The 25,339-nt window shown below is 45.4% G+C and carries 22 protein-coding genes; 8 read left to right on the forward strand and 14 right to left on the reverse strand.

Going from position 1 to position 25,339, the window contains the following annotated elements:
- Positions 1 to 20 precede the first annotated feature (20 nt).
- Positions 21 to 1,406 carry an ATP-binding protein gene (locus B3S93_RS07940; RefSeq protein ID WP_292357489.1) on the reverse strand — a complete coding sequence of 462 codons (1,386 nt, stop codon included), beginning with the start codon at positions 1,404 to 1,406 and terminating at the stop codon, positions 21 to 23.
- Entirely contained in the window at positions 1,393 to 2,064 is a 672-nt protein-coding gene (locus tag B3S93_RS07945) for a response regulator (RefSeq protein ID WP_292399293.1), read from the reverse strand. Before B3S93_RS07945 ends, B3S93_RS07940 begins: the two co-directional genes overlap by 14 nt.
- A gap of 162 nt (positions 2,065 to 2,226) precedes the next feature.
- Here B3S93_RS07945 and B3S93_RS07950 point away from each other — a divergent pair, with 162 nt between their 5' ends.
- Together B3S93_RS07950 and B3S93_RS07955 are read left to right on the forward strand one after the other, a co-directional pair.
- Positions 2,227 to 5,382 carry an efflux RND transporter permease subunit gene (locus B3S93_RS07950; RefSeq protein ID WP_292399297.1) on the forward strand — a complete coding sequence of 1,052 codons (3,156 nt, stop codon included), beginning with the start codon at positions 2,227 to 2,229 and terminating at the stop codon, positions 5,380 to 5,382.
- Between the two features lie 10 nt (positions 5,383 to 5,392).
- Entirely contained in the window at positions 5,393 to 6,496 is a 1,104-nt protein-coding gene (locus B3S93_RS07955; RefSeq protein ID WP_292399300.1) for an efflux RND transporter periplasmic adaptor subunit, read from the forward strand.
- A 45-nt stretch (positions 6,497 to 6,541) separates the two neighbouring features.
- On the opposite strand, the gene B3S93_RS07960 is transcribed toward B3S93_RS07955, so the two are convergent.
- The 3 genes from B3S93_RS07960 to B3S93_RS07970 form a co-directional block, all read right to left on the reverse strand.
- The gene (locus tag B3S93_RS07960) at positions 6,542 to 6,700 is read right to left on the reverse strand and encodes a DUF3309 family protein (RefSeq protein ID WP_292357497.1); all 159 of its coding nucleotides are present in this window, start codon (positions 6,698 to 6,700) and stop codon (positions 6,542 to 6,544) included.
- A gap of 97 nt (positions 6,701 to 6,797) precedes the next feature.
- On the reverse strand, positions 6,798 to 7,502 hold the full coding sequence (locus B3S93_RS07965) for a Crp/Fnr family transcriptional regulator (protein WP_292399302.1): 705 nt from the start codon (positions 7,500 to 7,502) through the stop codon (positions 6,798 to 6,800).
- A 143-nt stretch (positions 7,503 to 7,645) separates the two neighbouring features.
- Positions 7,646 to 8,365 carry a Crp/Fnr family transcriptional regulator gene (locus B3S93_RS07970; protein WP_292399306.1) on the reverse strand — a complete coding sequence of 240 codons (720 nt, stop codon included), beginning with the start codon at positions 8,363 to 8,365 and terminating at the stop codon, positions 7,646 to 7,648.
- A 379-nt stretch (positions 8,366 to 8,744) separates the two neighbouring features.
- On the opposite strand from B3S93_RS07970, the gene B3S93_RS07975 reads away from it, so the two are divergent.
- Positions 8,745 to 10,142 (forward strand): diguanylate cyclase domain-containing protein, encoded by a 1,398-nt coding sequence (locus tag B3S93_RS07975; protein ID WP_292399309.1) that lies wholly within the window; start codon positions 8,745 to 8,747, stop codon positions 10,140 to 10,142.
- A 52-nt stretch (positions 10,143 to 10,194) separates the two neighbouring features.
- Positions 10,195 to 10,521 (forward strand): BON domain-containing protein, encoded by a 327-nt coding sequence (locus B3S93_RS07980; protein WP_292399313.1) that lies wholly within the window; start codon positions 10,195 to 10,197, stop codon positions 10,519 to 10,521.
- A gap of 84 nt (positions 10,522 to 10,605) precedes the next feature.
- Here B3S93_RS07980 and B3S93_RS07985 read toward each other — a convergent pair whose 3' ends face one another.
- The 4 genes from B3S93_RS07985 to B3S93_RS08000 form a co-directional block, all read right to left on the reverse strand.
- A complete protein-coding gene (locus B3S93_RS07985; RefSeq protein WP_292399315.1) occupies positions 10,606 to 10,824 on the reverse strand; it encodes an osmotically-inducible lipoprotein B in 219 nt (72 codons plus the stop codon).
- A 123-nt stretch (positions 10,825 to 10,947) separates the two neighbouring features.
- A complete protein-coding gene (locus B3S93_RS07990) occupies positions 10,948 to 12,219 on the reverse strand; it encodes a Y-family DNA polymerase (RefSeq protein WP_292399318.1) in 1,272 nt (423 codons plus the stop codon).
- The gene (locus B3S93_RS07995; protein WP_292399320.1) at positions 12,219 to 12,827 is read right to left on the reverse strand and encodes a LexA family protein; all 609 of its coding nucleotides are present in this window, start codon (positions 12,825 to 12,827) and stop codon (positions 12,219 to 12,221) included. The genes B3S93_RS07990 and B3S93_RS07995 overlap by 1 nt, the downstream gene beginning before the upstream one ends.
- A 90-nt stretch (positions 12,828 to 12,917) precedes the next feature.
- Positions 12,918 to 13,496, reverse strand: a complete 579-nt coding sequence (locus B3S93_RS08000) for a YqaA family protein (protein ID WP_292357511.1) — start codon at positions 13,494 to 13,496, stop codon at positions 12,918 to 12,920.
- 179 nt (positions 13,497 to 13,675) lie between these two features.
- On the opposite strand from B3S93_RS08000, the gene B3S93_RS08005 reads away from it, so the two are divergent.
- Positions 13,676 to 14,989 (forward strand): mechanosensitive ion channel family protein, encoded by a 1,314-nt coding sequence (locus B3S93_RS08005; RefSeq protein WP_292399323.1) that lies wholly within the window; start codon positions 13,676 to 13,678, stop codon positions 14,987 to 14,989.
- 9 nt (positions 14,990 to 14,998) lie between these two features.
- Here the strand turns inward: B3S93_RS08005 and B3S93_RS08010 are convergent, their stop codons facing one another.
- Complete coding sequence (locus B3S93_RS08010; RefSeq protein WP_292399325.1) at positions 14,999 to 15,535, reverse strand: hypothetical protein; 537 nt, start codon at positions 15,533 to 15,535, stop codon at positions 14,999 to 15,001.
- 109 nt (positions 15,536 to 15,644) lie between these two features.
- Positions 15,645 to 16,967 carry a PQQ-dependent sugar dehydrogenase gene (locus tag B3S93_RS08015; RefSeq protein ID WP_292399328.1) on the reverse strand — a complete coding sequence of 441 codons (1,323 nt, stop codon included), beginning with the start codon at positions 16,965 to 16,967 and terminating at the stop codon, positions 15,645 to 15,647.
- A 236-nt stretch (positions 16,968 to 17,203) separates the two neighbouring features.
- On the opposite strand from B3S93_RS08015, the gene B3S93_RS08020 reads away from it, so the two are divergent.
- A complete protein-coding gene (locus B3S93_RS08020) occupies positions 17,204 to 17,521 on the forward strand; it encodes an HPF/RaiA family ribosome-associated protein (RefSeq protein ID WP_292357519.1) in 318 nt (105 codons plus the stop codon).
- A 118-nt stretch (positions 17,522 to 17,639) separates the two neighbouring features.
- Here the strand turns inward: B3S93_RS08020 and B3S93_RS08025 are convergent, their stop codons facing one another.
- From B3S93_RS08025 to B3S93_RS08035, 3 genes are read right to left on the reverse strand one after another with little or no spacing between them, the layout of a single operon-like run.
- Positions 17,640 to 18,512: a metallophosphoesterase family protein gene (locus B3S93_RS08025; protein ID WP_292399331.1), complete on the reverse strand. Its 873-nt coding sequence runs from the start codon at positions 18,510 to 18,512 to the stop codon at positions 17,640 to 17,642.
- Between the two features lie 48 nt (positions 18,513 to 18,560).
- Complete coding sequence (locus B3S93_RS08030) at positions 18,561 to 19,586, reverse strand: AraC family transcriptional regulator (protein ID WP_292399334.1); 1,026 nt, start codon at positions 19,584 to 19,586, stop codon at positions 18,561 to 18,563.
- A gap of 4 nt (positions 19,587 to 19,590) precedes the next feature.
- Positions 19,591 to 20,505, reverse strand: a complete 915-nt coding sequence (locus B3S93_RS08035) for a GGDEF domain-containing protein (protein ID WP_292399337.1) — start codon at positions 20,503 to 20,505, stop codon at positions 19,591 to 19,593.
- 369 nt (positions 20,506 to 20,874) lie between these two features.
- On the opposite strand from B3S93_RS08035, the gene B3S93_RS08040 reads away from it, so the two are divergent.
- Together B3S93_RS08040 and B3S93_RS08045 are read left to right on the forward strand one after the other, a co-directional pair.
- Positions 20,875 to 23,376: a TonB-dependent receptor gene (locus B3S93_RS08040; RefSeq protein WP_292399340.1), complete on the forward strand. Its 2,502-nt coding sequence runs from the start codon at positions 20,875 to 20,877 to the stop codon at positions 23,374 to 23,376.
- A gap of 33 nt (positions 23,377 to 23,409) precedes the next feature.
- Positions 23,410 to 25,338, forward strand: a complete 1,929-nt coding sequence (locus B3S93_RS08045) for a phytase (RefSeq protein WP_292399342.1) — start codon at positions 23,410 to 23,412, stop codon at positions 25,336 to 25,338.
- The last annotated feature ends 1 nt before the right edge of the window (position 25,339 follow it).

Here is a 25,339-nt window from a genome sequence, read left to right on the forward strand (position 1 = left end):
AAAACAATTGAGATTCCAGCTTACCCTAGGTTTTTTTCATCTTCAGCCAGACTGGATGGCAGTGGAATTCTGATGGTGACCCGCAAACCGTTGGTGTTGCCATTTTCGATATTAAGCTCACCTTTAAAACGTCTGACAATGGCATCAACAATTGCCAGCCCCAGACCGCTTCCATCACTATGGTGACCATGGACAAAGCGTCGGGTTAGCTCAGTGAGCAATTTTTCCGACACGCCAGGGCCCTCATCTTCTACCGTCCAGCATAATTGCTGTTTATCCAAATTAACTGACAGGGTAACTACACTATTCTCTGGTGCATGACGGATGGCGTTTTCCAGCAAATTACGTAAAGCAGCCGATAATAAGATTGCCGAAGCATGGATCTTTTCATCCACACCATCATTACAACGCAATGTCACTTGGTGTTGTCTTGCCAGATGTTGCACATCACTTAATGCCATATTATTAATTTCAGCTACTGGTAAATGGGTACTTTCAGCTAATTGCCCATCGCCTTCTACTCTGGCGAGTAATAAAAGCTGATCCAGCGTTCGTTGTAACCTGTCCGTCGCCTTTTCTGCCTGCACCAAGGCATGCATGGCCTTGCCTCCCTGCGTCAGTCTCGCGACCTGCAGCTGGGTTTTAATTCCAGCTAATGGCGTACGTAATTCATGCGCCACATCACCGGTAAACCGGCGTTCCCGTAACAAAGACTGCTGCATGCGTTGCAACAGTCGATTGATCTCATCCACCAGCGGGCGTACTTCGGCCGGGCGTTGCTCCCAGACTAACGAGGTAAGATCTTCGGTATTACGTCTGGCCATATTCTGAGTCAAGCTATGCAATGGTTTAAATCCATGCAAAATACCAAACCAGACTACGGCCAAAGTGCCCGCCAGACTGAGGAAAAACGGTAGTCCAGCGGCGATCACCACCGACCGCATCAACGTATCTCTGGTTTCCAATCGTTCAGCGGTGGTAATGGTCAATCCCCCCTGAGACAGATTAAACACACGCCACGGCTCTCCATCCTGCAATCGATTTTGGTAGCCTTGCTGCGTAGTGGTCAGTACGTTTTCAGGAGCATCATGGGATACCGCGATAATATCTCCCGCGACATTGGCTACCTTGCAGGCAAGTGTCGCAGGTAAATCAAGATTTTCAGCCGGATCAAATAAAGCATTGCGTTGACCGCCATTTACTAGCGGATCCAAATCATATTGAGACATTAAAGACATCAGCATTTTGGCGGAAGCGGCAAGACGGTTATCCAGAGTATTCTGCATTTCCTTTTGCACACTCATAAGCAACCACGGAGCCAATAGCAGCCACATCAACAGCACTGCAATACCAATCCGCCATAGTAACTGCCAGCGTAAATAGTCCTTGGCTTTAGCGGGGCTCATTGAGCGCTCCCAATCGATATCCCATGCCCCGAACCGTTTCAATCCAGTCATCACCCAGTTTACGACGTAAATTATGGATATGTACGGCTACAGCATTACTTTCAATGCCTTCGGCCCAGCCATAAAGACGATCCTGCAACTGTGCAGCGGTAACCACTCGGCCGGGTTGCTGCAAAAGGGTTTCCAATACGGTAATTTCACGACGGGATAAATTCAGCGGTTTATTGTTTAGCAAGACTTGTAAAGTGGAGGGATCAAATTGCAGACTACCGTGCTGAATCGTCTGGGTGGCACGTCCTGCCGCTCTGCGACTTAAAGAATGCAGGCGAGCGGCAAGTTCTGTTAAATCAAATGGCTTACTCATATAGTCATCCGCACCGGCTTGTAAACCACTGACGCGATCAGGTACTGCATCTCTGGCAGTTAATATTAATACCGGTAAGTTATTTCCACGCTCCCGCCAGCGATTGAGTAAATGCATGCCATCTTCGTCTGGCAAGCCCAGATCGAGAATAACGGCATCAAAACTGGCGGTGGCCATGGCCGTTTCAGCTCCTCCGGCATTCATTACCCACTCGGCCTGAATGCCTAATGCCGTCAGACCGGCCTGTATGCCCTCACCCATTAAAGCATCATCTTCCACAATCAATACATACATCGGTCAATACCCGAAATAAAAACGTTATGTTCGTTTAACTGAATTAAGACAACGTTAACATTGCCTTAATTTTGTCGCTGCACTCTACGCATCAAGAATTGGTTGCGTAACGTCGCTGCAACCAAACCTCCCAACATTTACTAATAACATGAGAAGCTATTTATGTGGCTGGTGCGTTATGCTCTAACCCGACCTTATTCTGTGGCCGCTTTAAGCCTGCTGATATTTGCAGCAGGTTTAATCAGTTTTCTGAAATTGCCCGTCGACGTGCTTCCCAGCGTCAATATACCTTCTATAAAAGTGGTATGGACCTATAACGGTCTTAACACCAATGAAATGGCATCAAAAATCACTACTTTTAGCGAAGTAGCGATTATGAACAATGTCGATAACCTTAAGGAAATTCGTTCACAAACCCTGAATGGCACCTCAGTCATTCATATCGACTTTCATCCCGAAGTTGATATTGCCAATGCCATGGCGCAGGTCACCGGTGTATCGCAAACCATCCGTCGGCGAATGCCGGAAGGTACTTCACCGCCATTGGTTGCCGAATACAATCAATCCAGTACGCCGATTATCCAGCTGGTCATGTCTTCAGATACGTTGACCGATGGCCAACTGGCTGATTTTGCACGGTTACAGTTGCGTGGCATGGTTCAATCCATTAATGGCATTCGCATGACCCTGCCTTATGGTGGTGCCACCCGGCAGATCATGGTGGATCTGGATCCTGAGGCGTTATTTGCTCAAGGGTTAACAGCAAGTGACGTAACGCAGGCGATTAATGAACAGAACCTGACACTGCCATCAGGCAGCATTCGTGAAGCGCAGAATGAACTGCAAATCACTGTTAATGCCAGTCCACAGGCAGTAGCTGATTTTGAGGATCTGCCGATTCGCTCCCGAGATGGCGAACTGATATTGCTACGTGACGTCGCTGATGTTCGGGATGGCACCGCGTTGCAGACTAATATCGCCCGCGTCAACGGACAAAATGCGGTCATGGTGTCATTGATTAAGCTGGGCGGTGCTTCGACTGTAGACATTATTAATGAACTAACCGAACGACTCCCTTCAATTCAGGCTGCGGCACCTGAGGGCATTACCATATCGCCAATTTTTGATCAGTCGGTGTTTGTGAACACGGCATTACATCATATTGAAATGGAAATTCTTATCGTCGGCTCACTGGTCGCATTAATGGTACTGCTGTTTTTGGGATCATCACGGGCCACATTGATTGTCTTGACCTCTATTCCATTATCATTGCTGACAGCAGTTTTTGTATTAAATTTAACCGGCAACACCCTGAATTTAATGAGCTTGGGTGGACTGGCACTGGCCATTGGCATTCTGGTTGATAACGCATTAGTGGAAATTGAAAATATCAAACGTCACCTGGCCGATGGCATGGAACCAAGTCGGGCCATATTGACCAGCGCCAGTGAAGTTGCCTTCCCTGAACTTGTTTCCACACTTTCCACCTGTATCGTTTTTTCACCGATATTTTTATTAACCGGTGTGGCAGGTTATATCTTTCAGCCAATGGCGATTGTGGTCATTGCCTGTCTTGTTGCCTCTTATTTATTATCTCGCACTGTGGTTCCTGCGCTGGCCAGACTTTTACTCACCAATGAGAAAGCCGTAAATAAACACTCCAAAAATCCATTGGTCCATTTACATCTGGCATTGGAACAACGGCTGCATAATGGTCAGCAGCATTTACAAAATACGATTGGTAAATTGCAGCGTCACATTGTGATTGCACCATTGATTGGTGTTGTTATCGTCACAGCGGCGGGATTTGCACTTCAGGATCTCGGCAGGGATTTCTTTCCAAAAACTGATGCGGGTCTGATGAGGCTTTATCTAAGGGCCGAACCTGGCACTCGCATTGAACAAACGGCCGATCAGTTTGCACAGATTCAGCAGGAAATACGCAAAATAATCCCCGAACACGAACTTGATTTTGTATTTGATAACATTGGCATGCCCGACTCCATTAATCGTGCCTGGATAGACAGTTTTGCTATCGGGTCCTACGATGGAGAATTACAAATTCAGTTAGCTAAAGGTCATCAACCCACCAGTCAATATGAATCGGCGATTCGGCAGATGCTGAAACAAAAATTTCCGGAAGTTACATTATTTGCTCAAGCGGCAGATACCACCAATCAGACATTATCCGGCAGTACACCGACAGCACTTGATGTGCGGTTTACCGGCCGAAATCTGCAAGCCAGCATTGCCAAGGCGGAAACCCTCATTGAAAAGATGCAAAACGTCGAAGGCGCTGTCGATATTGGTTTTCAGCAAGTATTTGCGTTGCCTGAATACTATGTGCACCTGGATCGCAAACGTGCAGCTGAACTCGGTGTGACCACACAAGACACCATGAACAGTCTGTTAGGTGCTTTAGGCTCTGCCGGTACTGTCTCCCCCAGCTTCTGGTCCGATCCGGTGTTTGGTTTTTCCTATGAAGTGCAAACCCGTATGCCATTACACAAATTACGCACCACCGATGATCTTATGAACTTGCAGATTCAGACTTCTGATCCCCAGGTTACTGTGCCACTGGCAAGTATTGCTTCTATTAACCCACGAAATGTCGCTGGAAGCATTGGTCGCACCATGCTGAAACCCACCGTCAATGTGTTAATCAATACCGAAAACATAGATTTAGGCTCGGTTTATAAAGCCACGCAGCAGATTGTGAATGAATTAAAACAAGACGTCGTTCCCGGTAATGATATTGAAATCATGGGACAGGCAGCAGCCATGGATGAAGCTTACCGTGACCTGCTGTTCGGTTTTTTACTGGCGGTATTTTTCATCTACATCATCATGCTGTTTAACTTCGCCTCCTGGATCATGCCTCTAGTTGCCTTATCCGGCGCGCCCATTGCCATATCTGGCGCGATCATCGGCTTAATGCTTACTGGAACGACTATCAGCGTACCGGCATTAATGGGTTTTATCATGGTGATTGGCGTATCAACTGCCAATAGCGTTCTGGTCACGACCTTTGCCCGAGATCAATGGGTGGCAGGTAAATCAGCATTTGAAGCAGCTCGCGAAGCAGCTTCGACGCGGCTAAGACCAGTATTAATGACCGCTCTCACCATGATTATTGGTTTACTGCCGATGGCATTGGCGCTTGGCGAAGGGGGTGAACAAAATGCACCGCTGGCCCGGACGGTTATCGGTGGTTTGATGCTGGGTACATTTGCCTCACTTTTTTTAGTGCCTTGGACTTTCAGCATGATCATGCAATTTATTAAACGTCCGCAGCCCATCAAGCTGCCGACAATTTGAGGACCTCACCATGTCAAATATAACCAAGACAATCATAGTTGCTGCGGTCATCGCTGTTCCGGTGTGGTTTTTAATTCAACCTGCCAGCGAAGCCAATATCGAACAATCCTCTGCTAACACCCCTGAAACTCTCTCGGTGCGGGTGGCTCAACCAAAACACATAACTGATTATCAGCCATTGGTATTCAATGCACGCGTCGAGGCCATTGAACAGTCGGATATTTTTGCCCGAGCTGATGGTTATGTCGAAAGTCGTTACGTGGATATTGGTGATGAAGTTAAACAAGGTGACCTGTTAGCCAAACTGTCTTCCCCCGAACTGGAGCAGGAAATTCTACAGGCCAAGGCTGAAATAAAGCGCCAGAAAGCCATGCTGGATCTGACTGAAAAAGTGGCCAGACGCTACATTAATTTACGTGATTCCGGCGCCGTGAATGCTACCGAAGTAGATGAAAAAGAAGCAGAGCTCGCTGTTGCCAAAGCCACATTAGCCACTTATGAAGCAAGACTGGAGCAGTTGGAAAATGAATTTGCCTATACCGAGATTGTGGCACCATTTGATGGCATCGTTACCCGTCGCCAGGCTGAGCGTGGTAATCGAATTACACGCAGTGATGATATGCCGTTGTTCCGTATAAGCCGTAGCGATAGATTACGGGTTATTGTGGATATTCCCCAGACCCAGCTATTCAATATTGATAAGCAACAGTCTGCACAATTAACGCTGCCTGATATGGCGAATCAGCAAATTGAAGTCCCATTTTCTCGTATTTCAGGTGAAGTGAATCGTGAAACCGGAACAATGCGGTTGGAATATCTACTGGAAAATACCGGCCTGACAATTCCGGCCGGGGTCAGTGGAGAACTGACGATTCAGGCAATCGAAAAAGTGGATACAGTGCGTATCCCGGTTAATGCGTTAAAGACTATTAAAGGTAAACCTTCGGTAATGCTGGTCAATGCGGATAACCAGGTTGAAATCATAACCGTTCGGGTAGGTCGGCTGGATAAAAGTGAGGTTGAGATTCTATCGGGGCTGATAGCTGAAGATCGTGTCATCCTCAATCCTAACGCAAGATTGGATGAAGGTGAAAAGGTCAACGTTTCAGACTAAAAGCAATCAGGCCCACTTTTAAAGTGGGCCTGCAGGACTTATGGGTTAAATTCGACCGGTCAGTAATAAAACCAACAATATAATCACCAACACACCGATCAATCCTGTCGGACCATAACCCCAGTTTCGACTATGTGGCCATGAAGGAATTACTCCGACTAATAACAGAACCAGGATAATTAATAAGATAGTACTTGTAGTCATGATCATTCCCTCTCATTGAAAAAAACACGATATAAACAAAAGCGGATAACGTCTGTGCGTTGGCGTACCAATTACCAGTCAATATTTTTTAAGCCACTCACTGCATAATCCGTTTGTAGGTTTTTTTATCAATTTTATAGCAACTGCAGGCAGATGCCTCGAGTCCTTTCACATCCAGAATGGTGATATTGCCTCGGTGATATTTGATTAACTGCCGTTTGTGCAATGCCGTGGCTGCTCGGGTAACACCGACGCGACGCACCCCCAACATGTAGGCAAGAAATTCCTGGGTAATGCGAAACTCATTGGATTCAGCCCGATCACGAGTCATTAATAACCAGCGAGCCAGCCGGGCTTCGACTAAATGAAATCGGGTACAGCCTGCAGTCTGAGATAATTGCACCATGGTGACATACAAATATTTTTTTAACATCGCTTCCAAAATGGGGCTTTGTTTAATCTGCTGCAGCAAGTTAGCCACTGGAATACGTAAAGCCTGTCCTGCCCCCTGTACCAATGAATGCAATGGCGCTATAGTCACACCCAAAACCAGGGTATTTCCCAACATACCTTCATTGCCGATGAGTCCTACTTCCAGGTTTGAACTTTTATCAACTGGGACCGTCAACGAGATAAAACCTTGATTGGGAAACCAGGCGTATTGCATGGCCTCATTCGGTTCCGTCAGAATCTCGGCAAATACTAAATCTACCAGCTCACACTCGGCCAAAAGCCGATTTCTTTCCAGTGCAGGTAAATCAGTAATAAGATGGTTGATTAGTTGGACTTCAGAAATTAGCAATGTGGTACTCCAGTATTGCTCATAAAATGACACTGAAAAATTTATGTCATTAAGAGGTTTACTCTACGCTTATTAATGAAAGGTCGTATTAATCTCTAGAGTCTTCTCTTTTGGCCAGCCCACGCCGATGTGAACAATGTCATTTAATCGACTTCGTTATCCTTCATTAATCTGTCTGTTTCTCTTTTGACAACTTGATAACATTCGCAAACACGTTCTTCCAAACCTTTGCGATCTATTACGGTGATTTTGCCTCGGGAATATTGAATCAACCCCGCTTTCTGCAAATGCCCTGCTGCCTCGGTAACACCTTCGCGGCGCACGCCCAACATATTTGCAATCAACTCTTGGGTCATTCTAAGCTCATTGGACGGCAACCGATCCAGACTTAATAATAACCAACGGCATAATTGCTGATCGACCGTATGGTGACGATTACATGATGCTGTTTGTGCCATCTGAGTGATTAACGACTGGGTGTAGCGCAACAGTAAACGCTGTAATTTTTCCGCTCGAAAAAACTCTTTTTTCAACAATCGGCCTGATAATCTGTAAGCATATCCTTCACTTTGCACCACGGCCCAACTGGAGGTCGTTTCGCCTCCCATAAACAATGAGATCCCAACAATGCCTTCATTACCGACCACAGCGATTTCCGCTGAAGCGCCACTTTCCATAACATTTAATAAAGACACTATTGCTGTAGTCGGAAAATACACATGGTTAATCTGTTTATCAGGAGAATAAAGCACCTCCCCTAAAGGCATCTTAACCAATTCTAAACCCGGATAAAATCTTTCACGTGCTTGATTTAGTAGTGATGCCAGAATCTTATTTTTACTGGGGTCTTGTTCTTGGCTCATACGCTCACAATTTAATGATCTATAAATATCCGTTTATCTGATGTTTACTCCTCACACATAATCCGTGTCAGTCATTGAGTCCATACAAACGCGATCCCACTATTTATTAACACATAAATACTCTCGGCTTGTTTGTACGGTATCGCACATAACTCTCAAAAAAACAACATTACAATTTATTGGTTTGTGCGAAAACGTACATACGAATACTGCTGTTTTCTTTATCCTGAAAATTAAGCTGAAAAACTTAATGGGGAGGAAAAGCCGTTATGAAAACCAAATTTATCTTTGAATATTCATGCTCCTCAATAAAAAAACCTGTTAATTATGTTTCACCCCGTCTGTTTCATAATTCAACACGGAACGGGTGAAATAGGTTATGCGTACTTTGCGAACCCGTAGGACGGACAGCGGTTCAATATGGCAAATCCTTCCAAAATTTCAGAGAGATAAACTCGATTACGATAATCTGAAAAAAATGTGTGATGATTTTCCGTTAGGCATTATCCTGTGCGATAAAGCAGGTCGGTGTTTATATTCTAACCATGCATATACCAACATTCTCGGATATGCTCCCGGGGAACTGCTTCATCAAGACTGGCACGCTTGTCTTTATATAGAAGATTCTGCTCAACTGAATGAAAAGTGGAAACAAGCTGTTTTAAACCGTACCCCCCTGCAGGATGATGTACGCCTCATACGGGCTGATGACGCGATGATATGGGCCCGTCTCCATGCCAGCATGCTGGAAGACGCTGAATATCCATTTGCCAGTTTGCTAATGGTTGAAGATATCTCCGAGCGTAAAGCCATGGAAAATACATTGAAACAAATCGAAAACGCCTTATTCGAGGAGAAAGAACGCGCTCAAGTTACCCTCGATTCGATTGGTGATGCAGTGCTGACAACCGATTTAGAAGGCAATATTACGTATCTCAACCTTGAGGCGGAGCGTTTAACCGGCTGGGAACGCCAGCAATCTATCGGCAAACCTTTGCTTACCGTGTTTAATATCATTGATGGTGAGTCTCGGGAAACGGCACCTAATCCAGCAAATAAGGCTATGTTAGAAAATAGAACAGTTGAGTTGGCAATAGGCTGTATTTTAATTGCCAAAGATGGCTCTGAGGTTGAAATTGAAGACTCGGCAGCACCTATCCATAACCGTGATCAGCAAGTCTGCGGTGCAGTGATTGTGTTTCACAATGTCGCCAAATCAAATGTGGTAATGGAAAAAACCAACCGACTGGCATGGTATGACTACCTGACTGGCTTACCCAATCTGGCCTTATTTAATGAACGTTTATCGCAATCGCTTGGCATAGCGGATCGACATGATAAGCGTGTTGCATTGCTCTTTCTGGATATGGACGATTTCAAAAAATCAAACGACAGCTTCGGGCATTTAACCGGTGACTTATTACTCAAATCAGTCGCCGAACGGGTAACACAGTGTCTCCGTACCACCGACACGGTTTGTCGACGTAGCGGCGATGAGTTTCTGATATTACTGAGCGAAATAGAACATCCCGAAGATGCCATCCTTGTGGCCAGGCAGATACTTTCAGCGATTGCAGCACCTCAAAAAATTAACGATAACGACATAACTTTAGCGGCAAGCATTGGTATCAGTGTCTACCCGGATGATGGAGTGGATGCAACGACTTTAATGACATGCGCTGACAGTGCTATGTATATCGCCAAGCAAAATGGGCCAAATCAATTTTATTATTCTGGCTCTCCCTACCCTGGAAAAGTTGAGTCTTTATGTCGTTAGACATCTACTTTAATCATCAAACCAGCTTCAAACGACTTTTCCGGAAAACCTTATGAAATCCATTACTAAACCCTTACTTTTCTGCACATTGTTTATTGTCCCTCTCGTGGGGATACTGACAATTAGTGGTTGTGCTTCTACATCCACCCAGTCCGGTACTGGCGAATACATTGATGACAGTGTGATTACCACTAAAGTCAAAGCAGCTATTCTCAATGAAGAAACACTGAAAGTTGCCGAGATCAATGTGGAGACCTTTAAAGGCGTTGTGCAATTAAGCGGCTTTGTTAATTCACAGGAAGACATTGAACGCGCTGTTGTCGTGGCACGCAGTGTCGCTGGAGTGAAATCAGTAGAAAATGATATGCGGGTGAAGTAAACCACCTTAATTAATGAAAGCGTTTTAAATAAAAAAGCCCTGTCATCGCTGACAGGGCTTTTTTGGTCGCATGGTTCTGGTGAATTAATCTTTACCAACCTGGCTACCAATAACACCGCCTACTGCTGCTCCACCAACAGTACCAACGGCGCTACCACCGGTTAAAATAGCTCCGCCTACGGCACCGATACCGGCACCTGCCGCTGTGCTTTTATCGCGGCTGGACATATTGCCACAACCCGCTGTTGCGAGGATGGCTGTTGCTAAAAGGACGATAAGTGAAGTTTGACGAATGATGTTCATGATAATGCTCTCTGAGTTCGGCCAAAACATATCTGGCGCGATAATTTGATGATACTCGCCTTATTTTTAGGCTATCGCTTTTGTTTCACTGAACTGTGATAAGAGTAGTTAAAAAGCATTTATTTAACTGACCGTTAATACTTCTCCCCACTTTGTTGTGTAGCTTGGACTTTTATGTTCCTGCTTCATTTTCCACGGACGTTTAAAGCCCTGATTGGCCAGTTGCAAGGTGTCCCGGCCCATCGTGTTATTAATGACATCAATCACCGTCATTAACTGTCCGGATTTAGCATCCTGATTCGGCGCAAACAAGTCCTGCTGCTGCCCACTTTTCGGCTGCAGTTCGGTGAGCATAATGCCGGCTTTGGCATAGTTAAATCCGGGTTGATACATCTTTTTCAATGCACTCAGCGCATGTTTGACCAATACACGCGTGTCATCAGAAGCCATCGGCAACGCTACCATCAGACTATTGCCGTAAAAAGCCTCCCCACTGCGATAAGGACTGCAACGGATATAGACCTGGAGCATCCGCGCCACCGAGTACTGCCGTCGCAGTTTTACAGCCGCACGACTGGTATACAGACTGATGGATTCGGCCAGACTGTTCATATCCGTCACCGGAATACCAAAACTTCTCGAACTTAATATCTGCTTTTTGTCAGTGATGGCATATTCCAGCTCCAGACAGCTGATACCATTGAGTTCACGTACGATTTTTTCCATCACCACACTGTATTGGCGCCGCAGGGTTTCAGCATTGGCTTGTTTTAAATCCAAAACGCTGTAAATGCCCTGTGTTTTCAACTTCACTGCCAGTTTACGGCCCACTCCCCATACCTCACCAACATCCAGCTCCGCCAGCAAACGATTAAGCTGGCTTGGACTCAGCTGATTAAAATCACAGACCCCGTCAAATTCAGCCCGTTTTTTAGCACAGTGATTTGCCAGTTTCGCCAGGGTTTTACTGGCACCGATACCGACACTGACCGGAAGACCAGTCCATTGCGCGACACGATGGCGGATCTGCTGGCCATATTGCAGCAAATCAAGATGCTGGAAACCGGTCAGATCCAGAAAACACTCATCAATTGAATACACTTCCTGATCGGGCGAAAACTGATTAAGAATACGCATCACCCGATTACTCATATCGGCATACAACGCATAGTTGGATGATAAAGCGATGATCTGCTGCTCATTCGCTATTTGCTGAAACTTAAACCACGGTGCACCCATCGGAATATGCAGTTTGGCCTCGTTGCTTCTCGCCACTGCACAGCCATCATTATTACTGAGCACCACCACCGGTTTACCGGCCAGTTTTGGATTAAATACCCGCTCACAAGAGACGTAGAAATTATTGACGTCGATCAGGGCGATACTGCGTGACATTATTTAAAACGCCGAAACGAGCCCGTCACTACACCCCATATTTCAAACTGCATACCATCCTTGATTTCAATCGGCCGATATTCACCGGACTGATTCGACGGCAGTAATCTTGGCGCCCCCTGTTTGTTTTTGGCCAGTAATTTGATGGTGAATTCGCCATCGACAACCGCCAGTACAATATCGCCGATACTGGCATTTTTAGAGCGATCCACCACCGCTTTATCGCCGGGCAATAAACCACTGTCGATCATTGAATAGCCCTGAATGGTGACAAAAAATGTCGCTTCTTCGTCATCAATCAGGAATTCATTAGGATCCAGTCGTTTTTCGACATGTTCATCTGCCGGCGAGGGAAAACCCGCCGCCACTTTGGAACTGAATAATGGCCAGCTACGTTTAGCGGGTGCAATGATTGGACGTTCAAACTCCATTGGCTGGTCTTGCAATGGCGCGGACTGCCTGCGTCGATAAGCCGCCAGAAAATCAGTGATTACAGGCTTTTGACTCTCAGGAATACGTATCACGGTTGTCGGTTCTTTGATCACGGAGCCTTTTTTGCGGCCGGCGCCGACGCGCCGACCACCATGTGTATTTGAGCGAGTTGTCATAAACCACTTGATTAATTGAAACAGTTAATCAAGTGTACGAATCGTTTCCTCATCAGGCAAGGAAAAATTCACTATCCCGTGATAAAAAAATTAACCACCGAACAACAACACGCTCCAGATAACGGCAATCAATACAAGAATAAAAATCGACGCACCGATTTTGTTTTCTTCAAACATTTTTTGTGTCTGATTACCAAACAGACACACCAAAAGACCCAGACCAAAATAACGCAGACCACGAGAAATGGTGGTTGCCAGCATATACAGTAAAAATGAATAGCCCGTCACACCCGCTGCCAACATGGCAATTTGAAATGGAATCGGCGTAACTCCGACGCTCAATACATACCAAAAACCATGTAAATGAATTTGCTGACGAATAGTTTCAAACTGCTCGGGCGTCGACAGCAGAGCAATCAGTTGATCGCCGATCAGACCAAATACAAAATAGCCAATCACATAGCCCAATGCCGCACCAAAAATACAGCCCAGTAATGCCATAGCGCTAATGGCCCAAAGCAACTTCCGACGAGCCTGCATCAAAGGAATCAAAATGGTTTCCAGCGGGATGGGGACGATCAGTGACTCCATAAATGAAGCGAAAGCGACACCCCACAACATATGTTTTGAGTGCACTAAACGAGAGCCCAACTGCTTGAATCTATTCAAACTGATTTATTTCCTTATTTAAGGTCAGTATGCTCAACGCAAGAACACACAAAACAAGTAATATCCAGATAACAAGCCGCTATCCTCATTGAAATCACTGCAGCTGTAAATAACCTGGGTTGATAAAGCAGTGAGGATTGTTGTCATGGCTACCTGAAAAATTCCGGCAGGAGATACAAATGAATTACCGCTTTCTTTTACTGATAACCACGCTGCTATGGATGCCCGCGATATACAGTGAGGAGTTAGTTGATGCAGGCGCTGAAATACAGGTAACGAATGCACCGGATGATCAAGCTATTGAAAATCGGTTGAGCGACATTCTGAACGTTATCGAAAGCTATGAAGATGTTGAGGTCACAGTCGATTCCGGAGTGGTAATCCTCAGTGGTAGCGTCTCCAGCGCTCGCGCCGGACGTGATCTGGTAGCGCTAGCCAGTCGGGTCGAGGGCGTTATTTATGTGCAAAACCGGCTCAATGAGCTAATGGACATTTCCACCCGCGTACAACCCACGACACAAAAAATCGAATCAATGCTTGCTTCATTGTTCCGCAGTCTGCCCATTTTTCTGGTGGCAATCATCACCATCATTTTCTTTTGGCTGCTCGGTCGCTGGGTCGGTAACCGCAGTGCCTGGTTGAGTCGTATAGGGCTTTCCGAACTCGCCACCGATCTGGGTGGACGCATTATACGAATCCTGATTGTTGGCATCGGCTTTCTAATTGCGTTACAGATCCTCGATGCAACGGCGCTGGTGGGAGCACTGCTTGGTGTGGCAGGTGTATTTGGCCTCGCTGTAGGTTTTGCGTTTCGCAATATTGTCGAAAACTATCTGGCCGGTGTACTGCTCAGTGCACGGAATCCATTCAAAATCGGTGATTCTATTCAAATAGCTGAATTCACCGGTAATGTGGTTCGGCTGACTTCCCGAGATACCGTGCTGATGACAGCTGATGGCAACCATTTACGTATTCCCAACAGCACGATGATCACGTCGGTCATGATCAATTACACTCGCAATCCCTTACGTCGTTTTGAATTTACACTGGCTATCTCTGCCGAGATCGATCTGATCAAGGCTCGCCGCCTGGGCTTAGGAATTCTGCAAAATATGCAGGGACTGCTAGCTGAGCCGGGTCCACAAGTGCTGATTGCTGATATACGTGAAAATATCGTCGATCTGCACTTTATGGCCTGGATTAATCAACATGAAAGTGATTTTGCCAAAGCCCGCAGTGAAGCTATTCGCCTGATAAAAATCGGGTTTGATGAAGCCGGCATTACATTTCATCAACCAGTACATCGACTGCAGCTGATAAATGATGAAACGAATCTGGAGCCAGAACCCGCTGATGCATTACCAGAGACAGAATCCACTTTACCAAACGTTTCGGCTGAAGCATCGACTGTGGATATTGCCACTGATCCTACAATGTCCAGACAAGTGGCTCATGAACTGAATACATCTGACGAGGAAAACCTGCTTAAATAACGAAGCACATCAAGCGGTTGAAATCAGCGGATATTCATGCTCTGCGTAAAAGTTCTGATAGACAATTTCTATCCGCAGTCGATCACCCGCCTCTATAAACTGTAATGGCTGGCTGACATCATCAATCCACTGCTGAGCCTGTTCCGCTTTAATAAAACTGCAGATATCTCCCACCGGCCACTGGAAATACACTTCGCGTTGTTTCTTTTCGGCCAACACTACTGGATCCGTGGTATCGGGAAGCGGAATATACGAACTGAAAATCTCTAATCCGCCCTGCTGTTCGGGATCATTTGCATTATATTCCAGTGAAATATCCCAGCCGCGGACTAACCCATCATAGGCATCGCCACGCTCAAAACTGAATCCATACATCGCCAGAATATCATCGTCGATTTCCGGCAATTTCTGCAGAGCATCCTGCACAGCTTTAATCGCAGTTTTATCCTGCTCCGAAAGGTTTTCCAGGCTTAGTAGCCAATCGCCTAGATTGATAGCCGCCTGAATAATGGGGGGATGCGTTTTGTCGAGCAGAATCTGTGGCATATGTTTGGACTATCAATGATAAAAGCCGAAACATGATATCAAAGTGGGGAGAATAACCCCATTTACGTTCCCACGCAGATGCGTGGGAACGAGTCTGGAGCGAAACCCATTAATCCTCTATAGGCGTTACCCGCCAAATGGTATTACCAACGTCATCAGCCACCAGCAAACCGCCTTGATTATCAACGACAACACCGACCGGGCGTCCCATAGCATCGCCGCTGCCATCAACAAATCCAGTCAGAATATCTTGTGGTTTACCAGAGGGTTCACCATTGGAGAAAGGCACAAAGATCACTCTATAGCCACTTAACGGCTTACGATTCCATGAACCATGCTGACCGATAAAAGCCCCATTCTGATATTTATCAGCCAGTAAGTCTTCTTCGTAAAAGGCGAGCCCTATCGAAGCGGTATGTGCACCCAGCGCATAATCCGGCTTGATGGCTTTTTCTACCAAATCAGGGCGTTGTGGTTCAACACGTTCATCAACATATTGTCCATAATAACTATATGGCCAGCCATAGAATCCACCATCCTGCACTGATGTCATGTAATCCGGGACCAGGTCACTACCGATTTCATCGCGCTCGTTAACCGTAGTCCACAACTCACCACTTTCAGGTTGCCAGGCCAGACCATTCGGATTACGCAACCCTGAAGCGAAAAGCCGCTTTTCACCCGTTTCCAGATCTACTTCCAGAATAGCGGCACGATTTTCTTCCGCTTCCATCCCGTATTCAGCAATATTACTGTTTGAACCGACCGTGGCATAAAGTAAAGTGCCATCTTCATTGGCAATAATATTTTTGGTCCAATGATAATTAATTGGGCCACCTGGTAAATCCGTCACATGTACTGGTTCGGCGGTAATTTGCGTCTGCCCTTCTTCATAGGGAAAACGCACAATGCTATCCGTATTAGCAACATAAAAATCATTACCAATCAGCTCCATGCCAAAGGGTGAATGTAAATCATCCAGAAAGACATGGCGTGTTTCAGCTACCCCATCACCATCTTCATCCCGCAGCAATGTAATTCGATCAGCACTGGGCACGGCAGCCCCTGCTTTTTTCATCACCAAACCTTTTATCCAGTCTTTAATACCCGGATCCGGTTTTTCGGTTTTGGGTGCATTTGATTCAGCCACCAATACGTCCCCATTCGGCAACACATACAACCAACGTGGATGATCCAAATCCATAGCAAAACGATTTACCTCCAATCCTTCTGCAGCCAGAGGTTTACCATCTATTGGCCATCCCACTGCCGGCGCGATATTCACTGTTGGTATCAAGGTATTATCCGGTTGGGTTATCAGTGGATCAGGGCCATAATCAGATTGTGGAGGGATTTTAGCGGTATCACCACAACCATTCAGACTAACGGCCAAAACGCCAATAACTGCGCTGTATAGATAACGATGCTGCATATCTCTGCTCCTGAATAAAGAATCAATACCTGAGTCTAACAAGGTTCACCTGAAGTTCGGCTTGCTTTGGGTTAAAGGACATTAAATAAATTGCCTTTATAGTGTTGGTCATTCCAGTTGAGACAGCGGAATGTTTAATAATTGTGATTGTCTTATTTGGGTCTGTTGAGCTTTCAGAGCCGCCACTGCTGGAATCTCAACAGACCCTAGGTTTTATTTCACTCAATGGAGGTTGCATGCAAATTCAGGTTAATACCGATCGCCACATTCCAGGCGATGACACGCTCACCGACTCTATTCGTGAGGAACTACAACATTCTCTCAAACGATTCGATGAACACGTTACTCGTGTCGAAGTACATCTAAGTGATCAAAACAGTGAAAATCGTGGCGGTGCTGATGATATCCGTTGCCTGATCGAAGCCCGGATAGAAGGCCACCAACCCAATGTGGTCACCCATGACGCCGCGACCATCAAACAAGCGTTTACCGGCGCGACCGATAAAATGAAACGCGTATTGACCACAACGATTGAGCGTATGCAGTCACGCTAAGTTTTCTAACGAATACTGGTTCCCACGGTCCACCGTGGGAATCCACTTCACAGATTGGCATTGCCCTCTGTTGATAAGCAACTATGCTCCGATGAATACCAACTGCAGATGTTGCTTGTTAGAGTCTGAAACGGTACTGATAATCGGCTAATGGCTCCAGATTACCCGTTTGATAGGTATCCACCACAACCGTGCCATCCTGCATCAGACTTAAAATCCGATACATTGCTTGATGGTGGCTTTCATCTGGAATTTTGGTGCGTTCTAACGCCGGGATATGTAAGTAATGTACGCCGTTTAATTCTAATGAGTGGTTTACCCGTGGCATATCCATATGTAAATCGCCGGAGATTACTGCGCGTACATTTGATTGGCTAATGACTTCTGTTACAAAACCTGGGTGACTGATGCCTTTATCAGGATTTTCTTTAAAAACACCTTGTTGAGCACCATGCACCACCAACATCACCGGTTTAGGTGCCAGTCGGCCGACTTCACTTTTTAACCAGGCAATTCCATCATCATTAAAGTCGCGGCCAAAATCTGGCGAGGCCAGTATCAGCGCCACACTATCAAGCTCAAGCGTATATCGAGTACTGTCGATGGTGGTTTTACCCTGATTCCACAAATTGGCAAAGCTTAAAAATCGCTCTGTGGTACTGCCGTGCTCTTCGTTGCCCATAATAGGATAAAACGGTAGATTCAACGCTTGTAATACCGGCGTGGCCTGTTCGTATTGCACCAACGTTCCTTTATGGGCGATATCTCCTACGCCAACAGCAAACGTCAGATCCAAGCTTGGAATAAGTTGATTGATATCTGCCACGGCAGCTGCCATATTTGGAAACTTGGCTTCGGGCTTTGGCTCTGCATCACCTAACACCACAAAGCGCAGCTCTGCTGTGTTGGCAGGCTCTTTACTACAGCCCATGATCAAGACCATACCCAGTAGTAACAAGCTGCTTAATGTTAATTTGGATAACAATTTCATTCTTTTTCCCTAACGGTAATTTGAAAAGCTTGGCAATCAGGTGGTGATTCAGAACAAGGTATATGGTGACAGCCCCGTCCAGCGTTTAAAGGCACGGCGGTAGTTATTCATATCATTGAATCGAAGATATTCGGCGATTTGCTGGTTATTGAAGTGCTTGACCTGAAACAGATAAATGGCGGTATTTTTTCGTGCCATGTCAATTTGCTGCTGAAAAGTGGTGTGATGCTTTTTTAATTTTCGTTTCATTGACGCGGGACTGATGCCAAACGCGGCTGAGACTTTTTCCAAATTAAGTGGTTGTCGAATATGCGATTGAATATAGTCGTAAAGCTGATCAATAAAGCTTTGGGGGCTATGCAGTGATAACAGCTGTTTATGAGCTTCTTTTAGTGCTCCGTGAATACTGAGCTGTGAAGTGTTTGGCCAGGGTTTATCCAGCAGTTCAATGGGCAATCGCATGCAGTTCATTTGCTGTTCAAAGGCTAGGTTCTGCCCCATATTGACCCAATATTGTTCAATATAAGTCGGTTCTGCATAAGTAAATTCACAACGCCAGGGCATTTTCTCTTTTGATAACCAGGACACCATTGAGATAAAGGCGGTCATGTGCGCTTCAATCAGAAACTGCTGTTGCTCTTGACTGCCAGTTGCGTCTTGCCAGAATAGAAATAACTCTTCTTCGTTGGTATAAAAACGTGGGGTAAATAGCGGCGATAAAATGGCGTGAAACTCACTGATAATGTCTATCGCCTGACGCAGGTTACTGACCAGCTGTAAGGCCTGACTCGCCGCACCGAAGCAGCCTGGCCATAAGCGTTGACCATACAAAAAACTGGTGTCATCGGCGTTGACTAATTTTCGGCAATTATTGATGAGCGTGAGGTATTGATCTGGACTGATACTTTTTTCTGCCAATCTGAAATCTTCAAGTTGAATACGGGTGCTTCTCAACAATTGACGACTATCGACCTCGCGTGACAAAGCTAACTCAACCAAAACTGCAGGTTGATAATGGGCAGCAATGCACGCTGTGTCTATTTCATAGCCAAGCGTTTTAATGGGCGGCGTCATTTGCTTAGGTGGCGTTTGAAAGTTGCTGTCTGGTTTTACTGATTTCTAGATTGAGACGTTTAATCAAAGAATCCGAATCATCCGTTCTCGCCATGGTGGTGACCACCGTGGCTGATAAATACACCCGTTGATGATGTTCGCGAGTTCGATAGGCAAAGCTGGAAACAGCGTTTTGTAAATCAATGCTCATCTGCTGCGCATCGTGTTCAGAGGTATTATGTAATAACACCACAAAGCGATCACCGGCCAAACGGCAGATCAGATCTTCATCACGCAGATTGAGCAGTAATAGCTGACAGATAAGCTGCAAAATATGATCACTTTCTGCTGCGCCATAGAGACGGTTAATCATATTAAAGTTATCCAGATCAACGGCAATTAGAGCAAGTGGTTGCTGGAGTTTTTTACTTTCAGCCAAAGAGAGTTTTAATTGTTTTTTCAGATAGGCGGCGCCCCCCACTGGGATCAGTTTGTCGAATAGGCGATGTTCACGAAAGTACCGCTCACGCTTGACCATTTGTGCACTGATGGCGATTTCTTCTTGATGCCAGTGATAGATACCAACACTTAACAGTATTAAAGCGATAGGGATAGGTAAGCTTTCTAACCAGTTATGCCAGATGAGCGACGATGGCATACGGATAAACTCATCCGCTACATCCATTGACCATGAAAACACAATGGCACATAAGCCGAGTGCCAGTAATTGGGTCACTCTGCCTGCCGGTCGACTGCGTAATAACAGCGCCAGCCAGAATAAAGCCAGAATGACCATTCCCCCTTCTGAAAAGACATCCAGCCAACTAATTTCAACTGTGGGTTTCAGGTCCCCCCACACACTAATAATCAGTAAACCAATGCCAATAGCTATAGCGAGGCCATAAGAATAACAAGTCTGTAAAAAAGCTCTTTTTTTCATTGATTTAGCCGACTTTTAAAATGCGTTATAGGTTTGTTTTCGGCGAAACTACGCTACAAAAATGACAACTTCATTACATATAAGGCAGTCAAATCAGCTCACAAAAAGTTGAATTATTTTCTCCAATAAACGCTGATTTTTTTTGCTAAACATAAATTAACCAATTGAATTAATAGAACATTTACTTCTTTAAAATTGCCTTCCTGGTTTTTAAAAACAATACATCCCTCAGTCAAATGAGCTCTAAACAGCACCAACCATGCTTATAAGTCATTGATTTTTAGTATTTTTATTTTTAGCTGTCATCGATCTGTCATTTACCATCCCTAGACTTGCCGCCATCCACCACTATGACAACAAGGGTAGGTAATGAAATTGACAGTAGAAACCAGAGAGCGGCCAACTCATAAACTCAGTCTGATTGCGTTGAGCATCGCGAGCGTTTTCAGTAATGGTGCTTTTGCCGCTGATGAAATCAATATGGAAAAGGTGCAGGTTTTCGGTCAAGCCGTACAGATTGATAAAGCGCTGAATGAACAACGTAATTCAAACAGTATTGAAAGCGTGGTTCACGCCGATGGTATTGGTCAATTACCGGATGATAATGCTGCCGAAGCTTTGCAACGTTTGCCCGGTGTTTCAGTTGAAAATGATCAGGGTGAAGGACGTTTTGTCACAGTGCGAGGTCTGGCACCGGAGTTAAATGCTGTCACGATCAACGGGACCAATATCCCTTCACCAGAGGATGGCACACGTGCCGTAGCATTAGACGTCTTACCCAGCGAGCTGATTCAGTCACTCTCTGTGGTGAAAACGTTGACACCAGATATGGATGCCAACTCTCTTGGTGGTACGGTCAATGTCAGAAGCTTATCGGCGTTTGATCATGATGGTTTGTTTTATACCCTCTCCGCTGAAGGTAGCTATGACGACAATACCGATCAAACCAGTCCCAAAGGATCTGGTGCCTTCAGTAATATCTTTAGTATTGGCGAAGGCGTTGATAATTTTGGCGTTGCGGCGGCTCTGAGCTGGCAAAAACGGGATTTTGGTTCGGATAATGTGGAAACCGGTGGTGCTTGGGATTTTGATGGGAGCCCACGTTTAGGAGAGCTGGAACAGCGTGATTATGATATCACCCGTGAACGGCTGGGCCTTGGCGTTAACTTTGATTACAAAGCGGATATCCATACCAACTATTATCTGCGAACCCTATTCAGCCAGTTTACCGATACTGAAACGCGTAATGCAGCGGGTATGGAGTTTGCCGATCCCCTACTCCCCAATGAGTCCGGTGACGGTGCTGAAGGTTTTCGTGAAGTAAAAGATCGTAAAGAAACCCAAGAAATCCAGTCTTATGTCTTTGGTGGTGAAAAAACTATCGACTTGTGGACAATCAATGGACAAGTTGGTTACAGCCGTGCGAGTGAAGATTCACCCGGCCATATTGCCGGTGCAAAATTTGTCGGGGATTTTGATGGTGTTGGCTATGGCAGTACTTCAAAACCCACACTGAATGCTGGTGCAGATTATTATGATCCCAACAGTTTTGAATTAGATAGCGTGGAATGGGAAGAGCAAAAAACCACCGATACTGAAAAAAACATCAAGTTTGATCTTGCCAGAGACTTTGATTTAAAAGGTTATGCATCACAAATAAAATTTGGTGGCAAATTATCACGTCGTGAAAAAGATAATGATTTAGAGGCTTGGGAATTTGAAGATTTCGGCAGCAATGACACCAGTCTTGCTGCATATAGTGCTGGCAATGTGGATTATAGTTTGAATCAATTTGGTAACGGCATCAGTAGCTCGGCTGTTGAGGCGTTACTGAACAAATTGAATAAAGCCGATAACGTTAACGAAGAAGAATCACGTATTAACGATTATGTGATGAACGAGGACATTAACTCAGCCTATGTCATGAACACCCTGGATTTGGATGAGTGGACCATCATTGCCGGTTTGCGATACGAAGGGACGCGTTTTAAAGCCAAAGGGACTGGCATCAGAGACGACGAGTTTGAAACTATCTCCAGTAAAAACAGCTACAACCATTGGTTGCCTGGTTTACACGGTACTTATTATCTAGATGATAAAACACAAATTCGGGCGGCCTGGACCAATAGCGTGGTTCGTCCGACCTTTGAAGCACTGGCTCCAGGGTTCTCAATTGAAAGTGGCGACAGTGCCAGCTTTGGTAATCCTGACTTAGATCCGATGACATCGAAAAACCTGGATCTCGGCATTGAACATTACATGGGTCGTGCGGGTGCGGTTTCTGCCTATGTTTTCTATAAAGATATATCCGACTTTGTGTATAACACCGATGTGTCTGGCACTGGCCTATTCGCTGACTTTGATGAAGCGGTGACATTTGCCAATGGTGATTCAGCTGAGGTCTACGGCATCGAACTCGCCTATTCCCAAAAGCTCAGTTGGTTACCTGCCCCCTGGAATGGCCTTTTAGTGGGTGCTAATGCGACCTTCAGTCAATCCGATGCTGAAATCGAAGGGCTTGGACAAACACGTAGCATTGATCTGCCCGGCCAATCAAAACAAGTGGGTAATCTGATGATCGGGTGGGAAAACGACAAGCTGAGCATGCGTTTATCGACCAACTATAAATCGTCTTATTTATCTGAAGTAGCCGCTATCGATGATGAAGCACTGGATCAATATGTGGACTCACAAGTGTTTTTGGATTTCGGCGCCAGCTATTTCTTAACTAAAAATGCTCAAATCAGTCTGGAAGTGAAAAATATCACTGACGAAAGTTTCTATGTCTACAACCGCAGCAGTTCATATAACGCGCAATATGAAGAATACGGTCCGACCATCAAGCTTGGTTTTACATTAACCAATTTCTAAACCATCTTGATTATCAACTTTAAAGTGAAGCAAATGAAAAAAAACCAATTCAAGCTAAAACTGACCGCATTGGCGTCTTGCATGATGATGACAACCTCACTTACGGTCATGGCAGAGGCTGAACTGCTGTCTATTTCAAGTAATAGCCAGCCAATTGAAGCCGCCCAACTGTTAACTCAACCTCAAATAATGCCTAAGGCCGATAGCCTGCTGTCTTATGAACATAAGGGCATTGTTATTGAGGATAAACAAGGCCGGCAACTCAGTCTGTTAAAAGGTAATTTTGGCAGTATTGACCATAGATTAGTTCAAAAAGGCCTGTTACTGGCTACGGTAGATGTGGATCGTCAGCAAGCCATGGTGACGGTATTTGATAAAACCGCCCAAAACTGGAATCAACCCGTTTATATACCGCAACCGGCTTTTAAGATTGATGGTGTCTGCCTGTATCAGGATGAAGCCCATAATGGCTTTTTGTTTCTAGTGGGCGAAGAAGGTCATGGTGAGCAATGGTTGGTTTCTGACGCGACCAATTCAGTAGCACAGCCAAAATTAATCCGTCGCTTGAGCACGCCTCCCAATAGTGAATATTGTCAGGTCGATGATAAACAATCATTGATGTATATCAACGAAGAAAACGTCGGTATCTGGGCCTACCAGGCACATCCTGAGGCAGATCTCATCCGTGATCCTGTCGCATTAATGAAACCCTTTGGAGAGTTATCTCAAAGTGCGGCGGGAATGGCATTGGTACCTGGTGGATTACTGGTACTCGATTCAGAAGCTAAGACATTACATGCCTATCAAAATAACGATGGCGTTTGGCATTCGCTTGCAAGCTACCCATTAACCAACCTATCGGATCCAGAAAATATCAGTGCTCGGCTAAACGATAAAAAATTAACCATTCGCATTAAACACGATGACGGTCTGGCAACCTTCAGCCTGCCCTGGAATTATCAAGACACTGCTCAAGCAGCGACGATTCCAGTGATTAAACCTCAACTACAAACTGATCCCGTGCCGAGTTTAGGTGATGCAGCGGATGATCCGGCCATTTGGGTTAATCCAAAAAACCCTCAACAAAGTCTGATTTTAGGCACTGATAAACAAGGTGGTTTAGTGGTGTATGACTTGAAAGGGAAAACGCAACAACACCTGGCGGTGGGTCGGGTGAACAATGTCGATGTGCGAGCTGGTTTTAACTTGAACGGCCAAAAAATTGATTTAGCCGTCGCCAGTAATCGTGACCACAACTCGTTACATGTGTTTGCCATTGCCCCTTCCTCGGGAGTTGTCAGTGAATTAGGACAGGTGCCAACGGCAAGTCAGGATATTTATGGCTTGTGTATGTATAAAAATCAGGCCGGTGATATTTACACCATTGTGAATGACAAAGATGGACGCTTTTTCCAATATCGCATGCAGGATAACCACGGCAAGATTGATGCTGAACTGGTACGTGAATTTAGCGTGGGCTCACAACCCGAAGGCTGTGTCGCGGATGATAAAAATCATCGTTTGTTTGTCGGTGAAGAAAATAATGCCGTTTGGGTGTTGGATGCCCGTGCAGATAAAGCATCAACGTTAACGGAAGTCATTGCAGACGGTGACCATCTTAAAGCGGACATAGAAGGTCTCAGCTTGTATCAAACGCAGCAAGAGAATTATCTGGTGATCTCCAGCCAGGGTAATGATAGTTACGTCGTAATCGATGCACTCCCCCCATTTGCTTACCGTGGTGTTTTCCGGGTTGGCTTTAATACCGATGCAGGCATTGATGGTGTTTCGGAAACCGATGGTCTGGATGTCACCAGCGTCAATCTGGGTGAACCATGGCATCAAGGCATGTTGGTGGTACAAGACGGACGCAACCGGATGCCGGTAGACAATCAAAATTTCAAATATGTGCCTTGGTCAGATATCGCTGACCAACTTGGCCTTTCTGCGAATAAAAAATAAG

Source organism: Methylophaga sp. UBA3613, from assembly GCF_002375415.1.
GTDB lineage: Bacteria > Pseudomonadota > Gammaproteobacteria > Nitrosococcales > Methylophagaceae > Methylophaga.